The sequence below is a fragment of the Thalassospira sp. HF15 genome (assembly GCF_011806525.1).
Lineage (GTDB): Bacteria > Pseudomonadota > Alphaproteobacteria > Rhodospirillales > Thalassospiraceae > Thalassospira.
In genome coordinates this window covers 691,790-707,638 of sequence record NZ_JAAVKI010000001.1, presented here as the reverse complement: position 1 = coordinate 707,638, position 15,849 = coordinate 691,790, and the positions used below count along the sequence as shown (strand labels likewise).

The window sequence follows — 15,849 nt, the reverse complement described above, 5'->3', positions numbered from 1 at the left end:
ATGGCATTATTTAGGGTGGGGGATTAAAAAAAACGTCACGGGGGCGAAAAAGCCGCTTGACCTGACCCCACCCAATCGCTAAAAACCGGCCTCGTTAACGCGCTGCGTCCCCTTCGTCTAGAGGCCTAGGACACCGCCCTTTCACGGCGGCAACAGGGGTTCGAATCCCCTAGGGGACGCCACCAACCGAAAGTCACGGCATTTGCACATTTATTATGTGCCTGTGTCCCCTTCGTCTAGAGGCCTAGGACACCGCCCTTTCACGGCGGCAACAGGGGTTCGAATCCCCTAGGGGACGCCAATTTTTCCAAAGATATCAATGTTTTGCATTTGAATGCTCGCCCAATGGTTCGGCGGGCGTTTTTGTTTCAGGACGTTTTTTCGTCTGGAATAACCGACAGGGTGAAGGTTGCGATCAGGCCGCCTTCGGGATTGTGTTCCAGCCAGATATCCTCGCCATCTTCACGGCAGAGATCTCGGCATAGTGACAATCCAACGCCGGATCCTATTTCACCGCTGGTGCCGTCTTGGGAGCCATAGCTCTTCTTGCCGGTGGCAAAGGCAGCCATCATCTCGTCAGATATACCGACGCCACGGTCGATGACCTGCAGGCGGACTTTGTCAGCTGTTTTTTGTGTCGAAATTGTAATTGATCCATGCAGGGGTGAAAACTTGATGGCATTGACCAGAAGGTTACGCAGGATCATCTCCGCATGCGGTGCAATGCCAAAGGCGGTTGGCTCGCTGACCTCTTTGTTTACCTTCACCGATTTCGTCTCAAGAAGCGGGCGGCTGACTTTAACGGTATTTCCCACCAGTTCATCAAGCTCGATTTTGCTGCGGTCCGGTTTCCCTTCGTCAAACAGGGTTCGTCCCCAGATCAGGAGGTCATCCAGAAAGCGCAAGGTTTCCGAGGTCGAGGAATGCAACTTGCGAATATTGCCAAGTGCTTGAGCCGGATTGCCCGCCACCAGATCTTGCTGCGCCATCAGCGACAGGCCTGCAAGCCCCTGGAAGGGTGTTCTGAGGTCATGGGCAAGAACGGTGAATAGCCTGTTCTTGGAGCGAGCCTCGGCAAGCAATGACAGATTGAGTGATATAATGATCATCGCGGTGAAGCCGACAGCGGTTAGCAGCAAAAACGCGATCATGTCCAGGAAAGCCAGCATGTGAATGCTTGATGCTGACATCAGGCTGGTTACTTCTTGGCCTTCAAGAAATGTTACCGCCCCGCGGACCAGATGAAAGACGCCATGTCCGCCAAAGGTGATCGCCATCAATATTTCGGGTGCAGCGAGCCTGCGTGTCCTTGTCTGAAGCAGAACATAGACACTGGTCAGTGACAGGGCGCAGAGCGTGGCGGATATCAGGATCACACGCGCAGAGAAATTCGGAACAAACTGGCTATAGTAGACAAACAGCAGGATGTAAGCGGCAAGTGCGACCCCGGTCGCGCGATAGCTTGGTTCTCGGCGGGCATAGACTTCAAGTCCCAGCAGATAAAACACATGAGCAGCGGCAATCAGAGCATTTCCTGCAACGATGGACGCCGCATCGGGGATAACGCCCCGAAAACCCAAAAGGATGAAACCAAGCGCATTTGCGATACCGCCCATCGCCCAAAGCATGGTCGCATTGTCACGTCGCGATACCATCCAGAGAGAGGAAAAGGTCAGCGCCTGAATAATCGCCGACAAGGTCGCGATAAATGCCAGAGTGCGGATATCGAGTTCTAAGCCAAACATCACGGCTCCCGTTCGAGGGTCTTTCTGCGCGGTGGTGTAAACCGTCATTACTATACTTTAGGTTTAATATTTACCCCATTCGAATAGTAATGCAACGGTGTATCGCATTCACGTGTCGGTGACTGGTCAGAACGGAAAGCGTTTTTGTTTTGGTTTGCCTTTGTGTTGCCGATAACGTCGTGTCAGGCTCTCGCGAAGCTGCTCGGCAGTTGGGCGGGGTAAATCAATAACCGAGCGCGGATTTTTCTCCGTCACTGTAGGCGTGCTTGCCGTATCTTCGACACTGGTGGCGCCATCTCCTGCAAACAGATCAACCGGGTCTGCCATGTCAGCGGCATAAAGATCAGCCACCCCGACGCCAAGTAATCGATAGCGCGTACCGTCGACTTCCTTTTTCAGCAACGTCAGTGCGGCATCAAGAATGACGTCTTCGCGCAATGTCGGGTAGGTCAGGCGCATATTGCGTGTACGGATTTTGAAATCTGATGACTTCAGTTTCAGGACCACCGTATGCCCGGCGATTTCCTTGCGTCCCAGATCACTGGCAACCCGCGATATCAGGCGGGTGGCGATCTCGGACAGTTCGGACAGGCTGGCGATGTCTTCGTTGAATGTCGTTTCCGAAGACAGGCTTTTGCGTTCTGTGCTTTGCTCAACCCGTCGGTTGTCTTCACCGCGCGAGAAGTAAAAGAACCGCTTGCCAATGCTGCCATATCGGCCCTGCAGGGCATGAATATCCATTTCCTGCAACTGTCCGATGGTAGTGACGCCATCGTCATGGAGCTTGCGTTCCATCGCGGGGCCAACGCCCCACATCATGCGCACCGGCTTGTCCGCGAGGAAAGCAAGTGCCTCGGCATGTCCAATCATGGAAAAGCCAAACGGTTTATTGAGGTCCGACGAGATTTTGGCGAGAAACTTGTTATAGGAAAGCCCGACTGACACCGTAATGCCAACTTCGCGTTTGATCGTCGTCTGAAGGTCGACCAAGCATTCTGCCGCGGATTTGTCATGTGTTTCGGTGGCGTTTGAAAGGTCCATAAAGGCCTCGTCAATCGACAGCGGTTCAATATCGGGTGTAAGGGCGCGCATCATGTCGCGAATGCGATAGCCCTCGCGCTGATACTTTTTCATGTCGGATTTCAAAAACACCGCATCCGGGCAAAGTTCCCGCGCCTTGAAGGCCGGCATGGCAGACCGCACACCAAATTTGCGCGCGATATAACAGCATGTCGCGACAACACCGCGATGACCGCCACCAATGATGACCGGCTGATCAATCAGTTCCGGTCGATCACGTTTTTCGATCGAGGCATAAAAGGCATCGCAATCAAGATGGCCGATTGCAAGGTCGGGAAGTTCTGCGTGGGCGATGGCGCGCTTGCAGCCGCAGACCGGGCAGGGCAAATAGGACCCTGCACCGCTTTTGGGGAGCGGTCGGTCAAGATGCAGTCGCCATTTATGATGGCAATCCGGACACAGCGCGAACAACATGCTTATGTGTACTGCTTTTGTTCCGATTTTGCCAAGGGGGTAAATGAAGCGGACGTTCTGTATATTCCGCCTCCTTACAAACTTGTCAGGGTGGTTGCCTCAAACAGTCTATCTGGTCGGTTTGTCAGGAGTTGGTTTCTTCGGTGCGGGCTTGACCGGCTTTTTTGCGTCGCGTTTGGCGCGACGTTGGCGGGCAATCATGTTGTCGATATAGCGCCCCTGGAACAGGGTGATGCCAAGCGACTGGCCGAATTTAATAGCGGTTGGTGAATCGCAGCGGCACAGGATTACGCGTTCGCGGCCTGAGTTTTTCACAAGATTGTCCATTTCGGAATATTTCTTGCGGATGACGTTGTCGGTCATCTCTTCACGCCAGGCCACCTTGATAAAGTCAGCTTTCAGGCGTTTGCGATCCACGAAGGACAGGGCTTCCACCGTCAGATTATCGACCAGAATACGATAGCCGCGTTCATGGAAATCGTCACGAATACTGAGATAGGTTTCAAGGTTCGAAAACAGATCAACCTGATTAAGCTCGATGATCACGTTGCCTTGCCAGTTGCGGCGCACGGTTTCATCAAACTTGTCAAAATCCTTGGAGGTCAGGGTGCCAAGGTTGAGGTTGAGAGAAAACGAACTGGCATGCGTCTTAAAGGTCCGCTTGCACAGATAATTGAGCATGCGCTTGTCGAGTGTTTCAGTCATATGCTGAAACAGCCAGCGGTTTGACGCCAGATCGATGTTGGGCATCAACGCATTGCGCAGATCGGTGATCGAGACAAAGAACTCGTCAAAAACCGGGTGCAGTTCTTTTGAGCTGCCATGGGCAAAGACGCAGACCGGTTGCTGTCGAATATGTTCGGACAAGTCGGCTGTGTGAATGGTTTCTTCAAGTTCGCCCAGGTTTTCTGCCGTGATCGGCCCAAGCGTGTTGTTGTCTTTTTCCCGCTGGATGGCGCTTCGCATGTTCAGGCTTTTCTGAAGCTTTTTGGCGCGTTCATCGAGGTGCTGACACAGCAGAAGGAATTCCTGGAACTCGGTATTTAGGTTGTACCAGGTGCAAAAACCGGTTTCCTCGCTGTCATCCTGCGACAGCGGATCGTCACGGAACAGATAGCGCAGGGTATCAACAGCCGGTTCGACATCGGCAATCGATTTGTCCTTCCAGACAAAGATCAGATCACTGTTGGTCAGAACAAAGATACGACCGACATAGAGTTTCACATAGCTTTCAAAGGTATTGGTTGCAACGCGGATATGATAATCGCGGCGGTGGAACGGCTTCATGCGTGACAGGTGGATATGCACAGCCCGGTGCCCGTACTTGCGGGTCTCCAGCCGTTGCACATAATCCAGCAACAGGTATTCCTGAAGGGCCTGTTGGCCATATTGCTGCGGTTCAATCACGCGAAACCCCTGAAAGAGAGAACGTTTTTTTGACTGTTTGTTTGCCGGTTGGATACACCGAAGACCGAAGTCGGATCAAATCATAATGTTCTGAAGGTCTGGTTAATGGGTTGAGTCCTGAATTTCCAACTATTCTATTTATAGAAACTATACGTATGGCAGGACAAGTGTCGCGTCAAAAACTGTTATGAATTTGCTTTAACGAATTGTTGGCAAGCAGGGTGCAAAATCAAGCCTGTATGGGGGAAGTCCATGCAGGGTGTTGCTGGTATATGAACTGGCACGACAGCATGATTTCCAAAACGGGTTTTATGAAATAGGGGATTGGCGCCATGCAGGTATCCGCAATGCGGACCGGGAACTGGCTGAAAATCGGCAAGGGTCTTGCTGTGATCGGTATGGTTTCGTGGGTGTCGGCCTGTGCGCCGCTGCTGGATCAGGATTTCTGGGACGAGGCAACGTCTTTTGCCGATGAAAATTACACCGCCCTTGGCCTGCAGCAATTGGCCAGTGGTGACTACGCATCTGCCGAAAAGTATTTTGACGAGGCGCTTCGCAAGAACCCCCAGGATGGTCATGCAATGCTGTGGCGCTCCGTCCTTTATCAAAACACCAATCGTCCGGATCGGGCCCATGATGGCTATGAGACCCTGATTGCGATGAACCCGCCCGGCACGGTTCTGATGTCTTCGGCAACCGGCACCCAACCCCGACCGTTGCGCGATGCGGCCGAATTCAATCTTTCGCGCCTTGAGCGTGGTCTTCCGGGATCGCTCAGCATCAATGATCAGATCATCAGTGGGCCCTCGGGCCTTGGCAATGGTGCTGCTGCGGTTGCCAGCGGGCGCATGGGTAATGCCCCGATGACTTCTGGTGGTATGCCGTCTGCGATGACCAGCGGGCCGGTAAAGCCGATGGATGTCCCGGCCGGTGCTGCACTTTCAGCCGGTGATGAGGCCGTGGCCAAACGGTTTGCCATCCTGCGTAACCTTCAGGCGACCGGGCTTGTAACACCCGAAGAGTATTCTGCCCGTCGCTCCGCCAACCTTGGCGCGCTGCTGCCCATGAGCCAGCCGTCACCATCAGCGTTCCTGAACAATCCCCCGCCAGAGGGTGCACAGGTTGAGCAGCGGCTTAATCAGTTGAACCGGGCTCTTCAGATTGGGGCGATCACGGTACAGGAACATGTTGCGGAACGCACATCCATTCTGGATGCCTTGCTTCCGGCGCAACCGCGTCAGCGCGCAACCCCGCCGCCAGCGCCGCAGGGCCTTATGGATGCCGCGCGCCAGATCGCACGCATCGAAGACCTGCAACAGATGAAGCTGGTGACACCCGATGAATTCAAGCGCGAGCGTGATGCGATTGAAGCCGCAATCGTTGAACCGGCGCAGGGCACGGCCATGACCCTCAATTCCGGGGAACCGGTCCGCCGCGTGGCAACAGGCGAAAGTCGCCCGGTTCAGGCGGCCGAGGAAATGGCAGATGCCGCGCCAATGGCTGCAACCGGATCAAAGTCGGTGCATTTGGCTTCTTATCGCAACGAAGCGCAGGCAGAGCGTGGCTGGCAGATTCTCAAGGGGCGCTATGGTCAACTGGCGTCGCTTCAGCACGGTGTGACGCGCGCCAATATTCCGGGCAAGGGCACTTATTATCGTCTGATGGCCACTGGACTTAGTAACAGTGCCGCTAGTTCGTTGTGTGCCGACCTGAAACGGCGTGGTCAGTTCTGCGAGGTGAAGTAGAACTTCACGCTTTGTGACCATATATTTAAAGCGTAACGATAACGCCGGTGGGATCAAAACGTTGCCACCGGCGTTGTTGTCTTCATAAGACAGTTTTTCAACCGACTTTCCGGTAGCTGCCATGATCTTTGTGTTTAGTGATTTTGGTGTTAACGGCCCCTATAGCGGGACGATGCGTTCGGTGGTGATGCGGCACGCTCCGAACGTGCCGATCTGCGATCTGATGTGTGATGCGCCGGATCGAAACCCGAAGGCGGCCAGTTATCTGCTTGCGGCATTGAGCTGCGAGTTCCAGAAAGGCGACGTGGTTCTGGCGGTTGTCGATCCGGGGGTTGGCAGCGCGCGCAAGGGGCTTGTTGTCGAGGCAGATGGCGTGTCGTTCGTTGGGCCCGACAATGGTCTGTTTGAAATGGTGATCCGTCGGGCAAAACAGGTAACCATCAAGGTCATTGACTGGATGCCGCAGGATGCGTCAGCAAGTTTTCATGGTCGGGATGTGTTTGGCCCGGTGGCGGCAAGGGTGGCAAACGATCAGGCGTTTGCATCGCATGACATTGCGACCGATGATCGATTTGGCGCGGCGCAAGACTGGCCGGATGAATTGGCTGAAGTGATCTATGTAGATCCGTACGGCAATCTTATGACAGGGCTTTCTTCGCGTGCCGTTGATGAGAGAATCACAATCAATGAGCACGTTTTTTCAGGTGCACGAACGTTTTCGGATGTACCGCAAGGAACCGGCTTCCATTACCGCAATTCGATCGGTTTGTGTGAGGTTGCAGTGAATTGCGGACGTGGCGATGAAATGACCGGGGCTGTGATTGGGAGCACTGTTGGCGTGAACTGAGTGTGCTAAGTGCAATCAATGTTTGGTGTTCTATGATGTTATCGTTCGAACGTTTGTCAGCTGGTGACGGTGATGGACAGTCAATCCTTGGACGGGATTTGGTGAATGGCGATTGAAGTAAAATTCTGGGGCGTTCGGGGCAGTATTGCCTGCCCGTCACCGGATCATGTGGTTTATGGCGGCAATACCAGCTGCATTGAAATGCGCGTCGGCGACGAAGTCCTGATTTTTGATGCCGGAACCGGTATCCGCAATCTTGGCAAGGATCTGATCCGGCGCCAGGTGACCCATGCCAACATCTTTTTGACCCATACGCACTGGGATCACATCAACGGGTTTCCGTTCTTTGTTCCGGCCTATAACCCCAATGCATCCTTCCGGGTGATGGCGGGTCATCTGACTCATCAGGGCGGTGTGGAGCGCGTGTTTTCTGCCCAGATGGCCGACCCAACGTTTCCTGTGCCCTTGTCGGCAATGCAGTCAAAGCTGACATTCGAGGATTTCAATGTTGGTGATGAACTGCATCCGGCAGACGGTATTGTGATCAAAACAGCTCCGCTGCGTCATCCCAATGGCGCGACAGCATTTCGCGTTGAATTTGGCGGAAACGCGGTTTGTTATGTCAGCGATACCGAGCATGATCCAGATAACCCGGACCAGATCATTCTTGATTTCATCGAAAACGCCGATCTGGTGATTTATGACAGCACCTACACCGACGAGGAATTCCCGCAAAAGGTCGGGTGGGGGCATTCGACCTGGCAAGAAGGCATCCGGCTTTGCCAGGCTGCGAATGTCAAGCAACTGGCACTTTTCCATCATGACCCGGATCATGATGACACTGCAATGACCGCCATTGAGCAGAAAGCGCGCGCCACCTGGTCAGGTGCGTTTGCCGCGCGTGATGAAATGGTGCTGCATATCGAGTGATGTGACCGTTACCTGCGGAACAAAAAAGGGGCCGTTGGCCCCTTTTTTCGTGTCAGATCATATGTGATGAAGCTTCACGGTCAGAACACGCGTGAGTATTTCGGGAAGACGCGGATTTCGATCCTGCGGTTGGCTTCGCGGTTTTCCGGGATCGGCTCTCCGAAATCATTGCGGTTGGGCAGTTTCGGCTTGGTTTCGCCATACGAAATGGCGCGCATGCGTTTGCTGTCGGGATCAACGCCAAGCGCGCCAAAGAACCGCACAACCGCAATCGCACGCCCTGCGGCCAGGTCCCAGTTGGTTGGGAAGCGCGGCGAATTGATCGGGCTGTCATCGGTGTGGCCGGCGACTTCGACCTGAAAGCCAAGATAGCGGGGCTCCTTAAGCAGATCCCCGACGTCCTTGAGGAACAGAACAGCATCGTTGGTGAGGTTTGCCGACCCGGGCTGGAAGAAGGAACCACTGCCCATTTCCATCAAAATCCCTTCGTCATCGGTCGAAACACTTACCGCACTATCCATTGCCATGTTGAAAACGACGTCGCGCAGATCGGTTTCAAGCACCTGTGTCGGGCGCACTACTTCGCGCTTGCCGATCTGTTCGGCAATACCGGCCTGCACCTTTTCAAACACCGGAATTTCGACTTTGGAAAAACTGACCAACATGACAAAGAACGCCATCAGAAGGGTGATGGCGTCAGCATAAGTGGCCAGCCAGTCTTCGTTCAGCGGTTCTTCTTCAGTGCGTTGCAAGCGCCTCTTGCGACGGGCCATGACGGTTTTCCCTACTTCGACGACTTATCGATATTGAAATGGATGGCCGGATCAAGGAACGAATTCATCTTGTCCTGTATCGCGCGCGGGCCCTTACGGTCAGCCAGCATGATGAGCCCTTCAGCAATCAGGTAATTACGAAATCGCATGATTTCCTCGCGCTGCTGAATTTTGCTGGCAGCAGGCAGGAAGAAAAAGCGCGCAGCAACAATCCCGTACAGGGTGGTGATCAATGCGATGGCAAGGCCAGCACCCAGAGAGGTCGGATCATCGGCCATTTTATCAAGCATGATGACAAGACCGACCAGGGTTCCGATCATGCCAAAGGCCGGGGCCGCAGCCGCCATACTTTTGAGGATCGCAACCGGCACAAGGTTGCGGTTAAAGGCGTTATCAATGGCATTATGAAGCATTTCGGCGGTTTCTTCGCCGTCATAGCCGGTAATGATGACTTCTATCGCCCAGCCGAGAAACGGTTCATCCTTGCCGACCCGCTCGCCTTCCTGTTCAAGGGCATTGATGCCCTTCTTCTGCAGAAGATAGCCCCATTTGACGACGCGCCCGACTTCACCGGTCAACTGCCCGCGGCCCATTTGCGGTGCGCGAAAGATCTTGAAAATCAGTTTGAGTGCAAGGAGCACATAACGCGCTTCGTAGGCAATAAAGGTCGCAGCCAATGTGCCGCCAACCACCATCAGCGCACTCGAAAGGCTTAAGAATACCAGATAGTTATCGGTCGAAATAAAGATCGACCCGATAAACAGGCCAAGGCCGACCATAATGCCTAAAATCGTCGTAAACGACATTGTCCCCACAATCCCCCGGGTCGTCGCGACAGCGCTTATTGCAGCCTAGTCACCAGATATTAGAATAACGCGTATTATTGTTTACGTAAGAATAGGCACGTAACACGTTTCTTTGAAGTTAATTTTATCAATCTCAGGTGGGTTGGTCGCATCGCCATCAAGGGTTTTGCTATTTGCTCGCAGCTTTCGGCGCTGTTTCATCTTTGGTCGATGTCCATCAAATACAAGACCGGCGGCAAAACAACTGTCTTGCCGCCGGTCGATGGATCGTGATGATTGGGCTGGTTTGCGCTTAACTGCTGCGAATATCGTGCAGGAACTGATCGACCTGTGCACGCAGATCATTTGAAAGTGTGCCGAGCTCCTCGGCGACATCAAGCACAAGGTGCGCGGCCTGATCGGTATCAGCGACGGTGTTGCTGACCCGTTCGATATTGCTGCTGACTTCCTGTGTGCCGATGGCGGCCTGTTCGACGTTCTGGGCAATTTCGCCAGTGGCATCGGACTGTTCGCCCACGGCCGTCGAGATGGTATTGACCATTTCAGTAATGCGGCTGATGACGTCCGAGATATCGCCGATGGAAGTCACGGTTTTACCGGTTTCTTCCTGAATGGCGGTGATCTGGTCGGCAATCTCGTTTGTTGCACGGGCAGTCTGGTTGGCAAGGTTTTTGACCTCTGCCGCGACAACGGCAAAGCCTTTGCCTGCTTCACCGGCACGGGCGGCCTCGATCGTTGCGTTCAGTGCGAGAAGATTGGTCTGGCCGGCAATGTCGCTGATCAGTTCAACGATTTCGCCAATACGGTTCGCGACGTCTGAGAGCCCCTGAACAGTGTCAGATGACTGGGCTGCTTCACGTGATGCTTCGGCGGCGATCTGCGTGGATTGCTGGGCTTGTTCGCCAATCTGGGAAATGGATTCCGAAAGGTGATCGGCTGCATCTGCCACGGTGCGAACGTTGACGGTTGCTTCTTCGGACGCTGCGGCAACCGTGGTTGCGCTTTTGCTTGCCCGGTCGGCGGATTCAACAAGACCGCGTGCGGTCGTCTGCATGCGTTCAGCCGAGGTCGATACCGCGCCAACAATCTGGGCAATCACCCCTTCGAAGCTGCCGATATGGCGTTCCAGGCTTTGCATGCGCTCTTCGCGGCGTGCAGACTCTTCTCTCTGCTCGGCTTCCATCTGTTTTTTGGCAATCGCATTGGTGCGGAACACATCGACCGATTTCGCCATTTCGCCGATTTCATCGCGGCGCGACAGGGCGTTGATTTCAAAATTGGTGTTGCCTTCTGCAAGGGCGTTCATGTCATTGCCAAGATCAGACAGAGGACCGGTCACGATCCGTGACAGCAAAATACGCATGCCGATGATGGTGGCAATCGCAATCGCCAGACCACCCAGAACGATGCCGATCAGAATGCGATTGGTCTTTTCCTGTTCCGGGGCGACCGAAAGGCTTGAGGACAGGACCGCAATCACGTCACCTGTTTCGGCTTCCATCGCACCATGGCAACTGAAACAGACTTCGCGGTCTGCGCCCTTTGTTTCACCCAGAACAATCGGCATTGAAAGGCGATAGGTGCCATTATCGGTATAACGCCCGATCATCTCACCGGTTTCAATCGCCTCAAGGTCAATCTCGTCACGTGGGGTTTTAGGCGGCTTGTCACCGAATTCTTCCATATAGGCCATGGTCGTAGGGCCCCAAGCCGACCAAAGTTCGCCAGGATAGTCACCATTGCGACTGTCAAACCAGTTGTTGAACACCTGAATGCCGATGTCATCAACATCGTCGGGGCGCGCAGCCATGACATTGACGATAAGCGCATGGAGCGATGTCAGTTCGTTCTCGCTAAGCTGATGAAGCTTTTCATCCATGGCCTTCTCTTCGACAACGGTCATCATCAAAAGGGCAATGATCACGGTGGTCGAGACGCCAAATGCGGACGCCCACATAAAGCGTTTACGAATGCTCATGGCGTTGAAAGCGGACAGGATACGCATGGTTATTCCCCGGTGACGACGACTTCAAGAAACCCTATGAAACAGGGTTTTTCGATCCAATTCATGGGCGTTTGAACCATGCATGTTCGCGCAAAAAGTGCTTTGATATGCCTCAAGGCGCGCGAATTGAATTTGTATAGTTCGCAAGGTGCGCGCGGTTGTTTTCATGTTGCCGGGACTTGCCAGCCAAGCATCAAACAGGCATAAGCAGGCCAGAAAACCCAAGCGATTTACAGGATTGTCTGATGACGCTTTCCTATAGCGACACCCGAAAGAAACTTGATCAGATCACGGCAGAAATGCTGGGTCTGATCCGGAAATATGATCTGGATGCCGCAAGCCCGTTTGATGTGATCGAAGTGGCACGCGCCAAGATCACGGATCAAAACGACTATATCCGTTTTCTGGAGCTATCCCTTGAAGGGCGGATTTACGGTGAGTATGGCGACGCACTGCAAAAACAGATCGACGAAGAAGCCCGGCAGGCCGAAGCCGCCAAGAAACTGAACTAGCGTGTTAAACGCGCTGGTTGCGCAGTGATCGAGATGTATGACGGCCTGTCTTCCAAGCGGAAGGCGGGCCGTTTTTTATATGTTTCTTCGACGCCAATTTGGCAGAATTCTTCTGGTGCCGTGACGTGCGGGTGTTGCGGTTCGGGGACAATAGGGCAGGCTGTCACAAATTCTTCCCGATCTTGTCACCGTGCTGCAGTTGAGAGGCCATGAAGTTCGGACTATATGGCTTCTGTAAACGACGCATCGCCAAAACGATGCGCAGCATTTCAACGATGAAACCCGTTGAAACCCCAACGAGCAACAGGATGGCTGACATGAAAAAGAGTTACGTCCAGACTCTGATGGAAGTCGAAAAGGTATTTGGTCAGATCAATGATCATGACTATCGCCTCTATCGGGCGGTATGGGGCAACCGTCAGGCAGCGCAGACCGGCCTGCCACGTGGTACCCGCGCAGAAATCAGTAAAAAGCTAGCCAATGATTTTGTCGCGGTGAATGCGCCAGCCACCCATACACCCCAGCACATTACCACACCACACGCTGCTTGATCACAGCGCATTAGATTATGGCGCGGACGTTCCAATAGGGATGTGCCTTGCCAATCCGCTTGGTTTCAGGCATCAAGTGTCGCCGTATGTGATCTGGCTATGATATTCATGGCTTTTGATCTGCGCTTTCGCATTTCCTGATATCTGGCCGGAGTATCCCATGTCGATCAAGTCGCTGATCCGTACCATTCCCGATTACCCGAAAAAGGGCATCATGTTTCGGGATATCACGACGCTTTTCGAAGACCCTTATGGTCTGAGTGAAGTGATCGACAGTTTCGCAGCCGAATTCCAGGACAAGAAGATCGACATGATCGCCGGTATCGAGGCCCGTGGCTTTGTTATCGGCCCTGCGGTTGCTGTTGCGCTTGGGGTCGGGTTTGTCACCATCCGCAAACAGGGCAAGCTTCCGGCTGAGACGGTCGGTGTCGAATACGAGCTGGAATACGGGTCCGATGTGATCGAAATCCACAAGGATGCCGTCAAACCAGGCAGCCGCGTTTTGATCATGGATGACCTGATTGCGACGGGCGGTACTGCACTTGCGGCAATTGATCTGGTTGAAAAGATCGGTGCAGAGGTTGCAGGTTGTGCCTTTATCATAGATTTGCCCGATCTTGGCGGTGCACAGAAGATCCGCGATCGTGGCGTCGAAGAGTTCCATCTTGTCGAATTCGAAGGCGATTGAACGGTCAAGGGCCTGATGCGGCGGCAGGAATTGCGAATTTGCTGCCATATGCCTATATGTTCATGTATAATGCAGACGTTGAATTAGGTTTTAGCCCACTATGGGCTTTCACCAAGGCAGAGGAAAATGATCGCATCGGTCCAAAACGCACAGACAGTTTCACAAGTTGGCCAGTACGGTCGGCTTGCGCCTGCTGGTGCGCGCGGTGTGGCAACGGCTGATCGCAACAGTCAGGTCGAAGCGTCCTCTCAGCATTACACCTATGATCCGGATGACGACGGCATTCTGTTTAATGCCTATGTTGATGGCAAAGACAAGCGCCAGTCCGGTCAGGGAAATTCAGGCGAACAGAAAGACCAACGCACCGAGCAGCGCAATCTGTCCGCCGCGCGTCGTGCCAGCGACCGCGAAGGTGCGGTCGAAATGCAAAGCGATGTCGATTTTTCAAGCCTGCTGGATCCGTCGATCCCGTTTGATCTGTCGGCAAATAGTGGCACGTCATTTTATCAGGTTGTCAATGCCGTGACACATGGTGTCGGCGTGCGTGGTACGCATCTGGATGCGACGGTTTAGCCAGGTTTGATCTGGGCTGACGACAATCGGCATATTCCCAAAAATTGAAAAACCTGATCGCGGGTGCTTGTTGGTGCCTGTCATAGACTTTATGATCGCGCCAATGACGTGATCGTTTCCCCAGACCATCGGGCCCAGCATGAAGAACAAGCCGGTTCTCAATACGGTATTTGACGCCGCATTCAGGTTTATCGACCTTGCACTTAACGACAACGAATACCTGCAGCCACAAAAGCTGCACCGTCTGTTGTATCTGGCACAGGCCTATTACGGGGCGAACTATCACGGCAACATGCTGATGCCCGCCATTTTTGTTGCCGAGGAATTCGGGCCAGTCGAGCCAAACCTGTATGCCGTGATGGAAGAACCCCGTCCGGATGTGCGTTTGAAATCGGTTGATCCGAAAACCATCCATTTCCTTGAAAGCATCTGGGCGCAATTTGGCCACCACACGGTCGAACATCTCAGCATGACCGTGCGCAATCATCCCCCCTTTACCAAGGCCTACAAGGAAGGGGTGGGAACGATCATCCCTTATGACGAGTTGGTGGAATTCTATGCGTCGGTCCGCAAGACTGCGTCGACGCCAGAGGCCAAGGAAGTCGTCCGTCCGCGCGTCATGCGCTCGCACAAGGGCAAGCCGGTTGCGACCACAGACTGGCTGCCGCGCAAGATCAAATAAGGCGATGCTGCCGCCGGGCGTTTATTCGCCCATGCCAAGGTTCTGACACGGATCACCGCGCGCGATATCATTGGTAAACCACATGAAGTCGATATCGTCGGGGGCACCAAACCGCATTGCGTAATCTTCGACCAGTGATGCATCCGGGCCTGGATCGTCGGCCTCGATCAGGCTGACTACGGCAATGTCGTTGGCCGCAAGTTCCGGTTCATAGCGTCGCAAATGCCAAGGGGCAGCGATGGTTTGGCGCACATGCATGGCCCCGGCAATCAGAAATGCACCATCAATATCTTCGATCCTGGTTGCATCGCTCATGGCGCGGGCAAGCGACGCATCACGGGCAAACTGCACGGCGGAAAATCCGCCCAACATACTGTCGGGCAGCATGTTGCAATGCCCCTCGGCGATTTCGACGTTAAATCGATCCAGTATTTCAGTCGGCATATCGGGAAGATCAAGCTGGTTTGCCAGATCGTCAGGTATGGCGGAATTGCCCTCGGTGACCATTGGTCGCAAGATGGGATCGGGCAGGTTGCCAGCCACCATCATCAGGCCGTTGTCGCGGGCAGCCTGGGCAATCGGTGCATAATCATGCCAGGACGGCCAGCCGCGATCTTCCCATGCCATGGCCGGTCCCAGCTCTGAAATCGGGATGTCCTGCCAATTATGATCAAGGGTGTTCTGCTGATCGCGGGTGAACATTTCCCATACAATTGCGCGATTACGGGTCTCGGTTTTGCTGAGCGCATCGACCAGTTGGGCCTGATGGTGATGATGGATCGGGTTGTCGTGTTTTTCGCCGATCAATACATATTTTCGATCCGAAAGACGATCGACCAGACCATCAAACAGGATGTATTCGCCCGCCTGCACATCAAAAATCAGTCCCGGTGCGGGGGGCAGGGCGTTTACGTCCAGCGTTCCGTTGGCATTCCCGTCATCCTGCGCCGCAGCGGGTTCCGCCATCAGGACAGGTAAAACAGCCGATGCCAGAACCAACACAGAGACGGCCCGCAGTGCTTTGCAGGCATATGAACTGACTGTGTTTTGTATTGGCATCGACCTGGGCATCGATCAGTTGGTTCCGGATT

The 15,849-nt window shown here is 53.8% G+C and carries 15 protein-coding genes and 2 tRNA genes; 10 read left to right on the top strand and 7 right to left on the bottom strand.

The window, feature by feature from the left end; genetic code table 11:
• Positions 1–106: 106 nt before the first annotated feature.
• Positions 107–182, top strand: a tRNA-Glu gene (locus tag HED22_RS03260).
• Positions 183–225: 43 nt separating this feature from the next.
• Positions 226–301, top strand: a tRNA-Glu gene (locus HED22_RS03255).
• A gap of 67 nt (positions 302–368) precedes the next feature.
• Here HED22_RS03255 and HED22_RS03250 read toward each other — a convergent pair.
• The 3 genes from HED22_RS03250 to HED22_RS03240 form a co-directional block, all read right to left on the bottom strand.
• Positions 369–1,745: a HAMP domain-containing sensor histidine kinase gene (locus HED22_RS03250; RefSeq protein ID WP_167718808.1), complete on the bottom strand. Its 1,377-nt coding sequence runs from the start codon at positions 1,743–1,745 to the stop codon at positions 369–371.
• Positions 1,746–1,871: 126 nt separating this feature from the next.
• The gene (locus tag HED22_RS03245; protein WP_167718805.1) at positions 1,872–3,239 is read right to left on the bottom strand and encodes a DNA polymerase IV; all 1,368 of its coding nucleotides are present in this window, start codon (positions 3,237–3,239) and stop codon (positions 1,872–1,874) included.
• Between the two features lie 108 nt (positions 3,240–3,347).
• Entirely contained in the window at positions 3,348–4,646 is a 1,299-nt protein-coding gene (locus HED22_RS03240; RefSeq protein ID WP_167718804.1) for an EAL domain-containing protein, read from the bottom strand.
• A 332-nt stretch (positions 4,647–4,978) separates the two neighbouring features.
• On the opposite strand from HED22_RS03240, the gene HED22_RS03235 reads away from it, so the two are divergent.
• The 3 genes from HED22_RS03235 (at position 4,979) to HED22_RS03225 (ending at position 8,168) form a co-directional block, all read left to right on the top strand.
• On the top strand, positions 4,979–6,391 hold the full coding sequence (locus HED22_RS03235) for an SPOR domain-containing protein (protein WP_167718802.1): 1,413 nt from the start codon (positions 4,979–4,981) through the stop codon (positions 6,389–6,391).
• 121 nt (positions 6,392–6,512) lie between these two features.
• Positions 6,513–7,238 carry an S-adenosyl-l-methionine hydroxide adenosyltransferase family protein gene (locus HED22_RS03230; RefSeq protein WP_167718800.1) on the top strand — a complete coding sequence of 242 codons (726 nt, stop codon included), beginning with the start codon at positions 6,513–6,515 and terminating at the stop codon, positions 7,236–7,238.
• Between the two features lie 105 nt (positions 7,239–7,343).
• Entirely contained in the window at positions 7,344–8,168 is an 825-nt protein-coding gene (locus HED22_RS03225; protein WP_167718797.1) for an MBL fold metallo-hydrolase, read from the top strand.
• 80 nt (positions 8,169–8,248) lie between these two features.
• Here the strand turns inward: HED22_RS03225 and HED22_RS03220 are convergent, their stop codons facing one another.
• From HED22_RS03220 to HED22_RS03210, 3 genes are all read right to left on the bottom strand, one after another.
• Positions 8,249–8,941, bottom strand: a complete 693-nt coding sequence (locus tag HED22_RS03220; protein ID WP_167718795.1) for a flagellar motor protein MotB — start codon at positions 8,939–8,941, stop codon at positions 8,249–8,251.
• Between the two features lie 11 nt (positions 8,942–8,952).
• Entirely contained in the window at positions 8,953–9,747 is a 795-nt protein-coding gene (locus HED22_RS03215; protein WP_167718793.1) for a motility protein A, read from the bottom strand.
• A 292-nt stretch (positions 9,748–10,039) separates the two neighbouring features.
• Positions 10,040–11,752 (bottom strand): methyl-accepting chemotaxis protein, encoded by a 1,713-nt coding sequence (locus HED22_RS03210; RefSeq protein WP_167718790.1) that lies wholly within the window; start codon positions 11,750–11,752, stop codon positions 10,040–10,042.
• A 245-nt stretch (positions 11,753–11,997) separates the two neighbouring features.
• On the opposite strand from HED22_RS03210, the gene HED22_RS03205 reads away from it, so the two are divergent.
• From HED22_RS03205 to HED22_RS03185, 5 genes are all read left to right on the top strand, one after another.
• Positions 11,998–12,264 carry a hypothetical protein gene (locus HED22_RS03205; protein ID WP_167718787.1) on the top strand — a complete coding sequence of 89 codons (267 nt, stop codon included), beginning with the start codon at positions 11,998–12,000 and terminating at the stop codon, positions 12,262–12,264.
• A gap of 317 nt (positions 12,265–12,581) precedes the next feature.
• Positions 12,582–12,815, top strand: coding sequence for a hypothetical protein (locus HED22_RS03200; protein ID WP_167718784.1), 234 nt, complete (start codon positions 12,582–12,584; stop codon positions 12,813–12,815).
• A gap of 160 nt (positions 12,816–12,975) precedes the next feature.
• Positions 12,976–13,503 (top strand): adenine phosphoribosyltransferase, encoded by a 528-nt coding sequence (locus HED22_RS03195; RefSeq protein ID WP_062955328.1) that lies wholly within the window; start codon positions 12,976–12,978, stop codon positions 13,501–13,503.
• Positions 13,504–13,629: 126 nt separating this feature from the next.
• Positions 13,630–14,076, top strand: coding sequence for a hypothetical protein (locus tag HED22_RS03190; RefSeq protein ID WP_167718781.1), 447 nt, complete (start codon positions 13,630–13,632; stop codon positions 14,074–14,076).
• Between the two features lie 139 nt (positions 14,077–14,215).
• Positions 14,216–14,758, top strand: coding sequence for a Panacea domain-containing protein (locus tag HED22_RS03185; RefSeq protein WP_167718777.1), 543 nt, complete (start codon positions 14,216–14,218; stop codon positions 14,756–14,758).
• A 21-nt stretch (positions 14,759–14,779) separates the two neighbouring features.
• Here HED22_RS03185 and HED22_RS03180 read toward each other — a convergent pair whose 3' ends face one another.
• On the bottom strand, positions 14,780–15,817 hold the full coding sequence (locus HED22_RS03180) for a ChaN family lipoprotein (RefSeq protein WP_254869703.1): 1,038 nt from the start codon (positions 15,815–15,817) through the stop codon (positions 14,780–14,782).
• Positions 15,818–15,849: the final 32 nt, after the last annotated feature.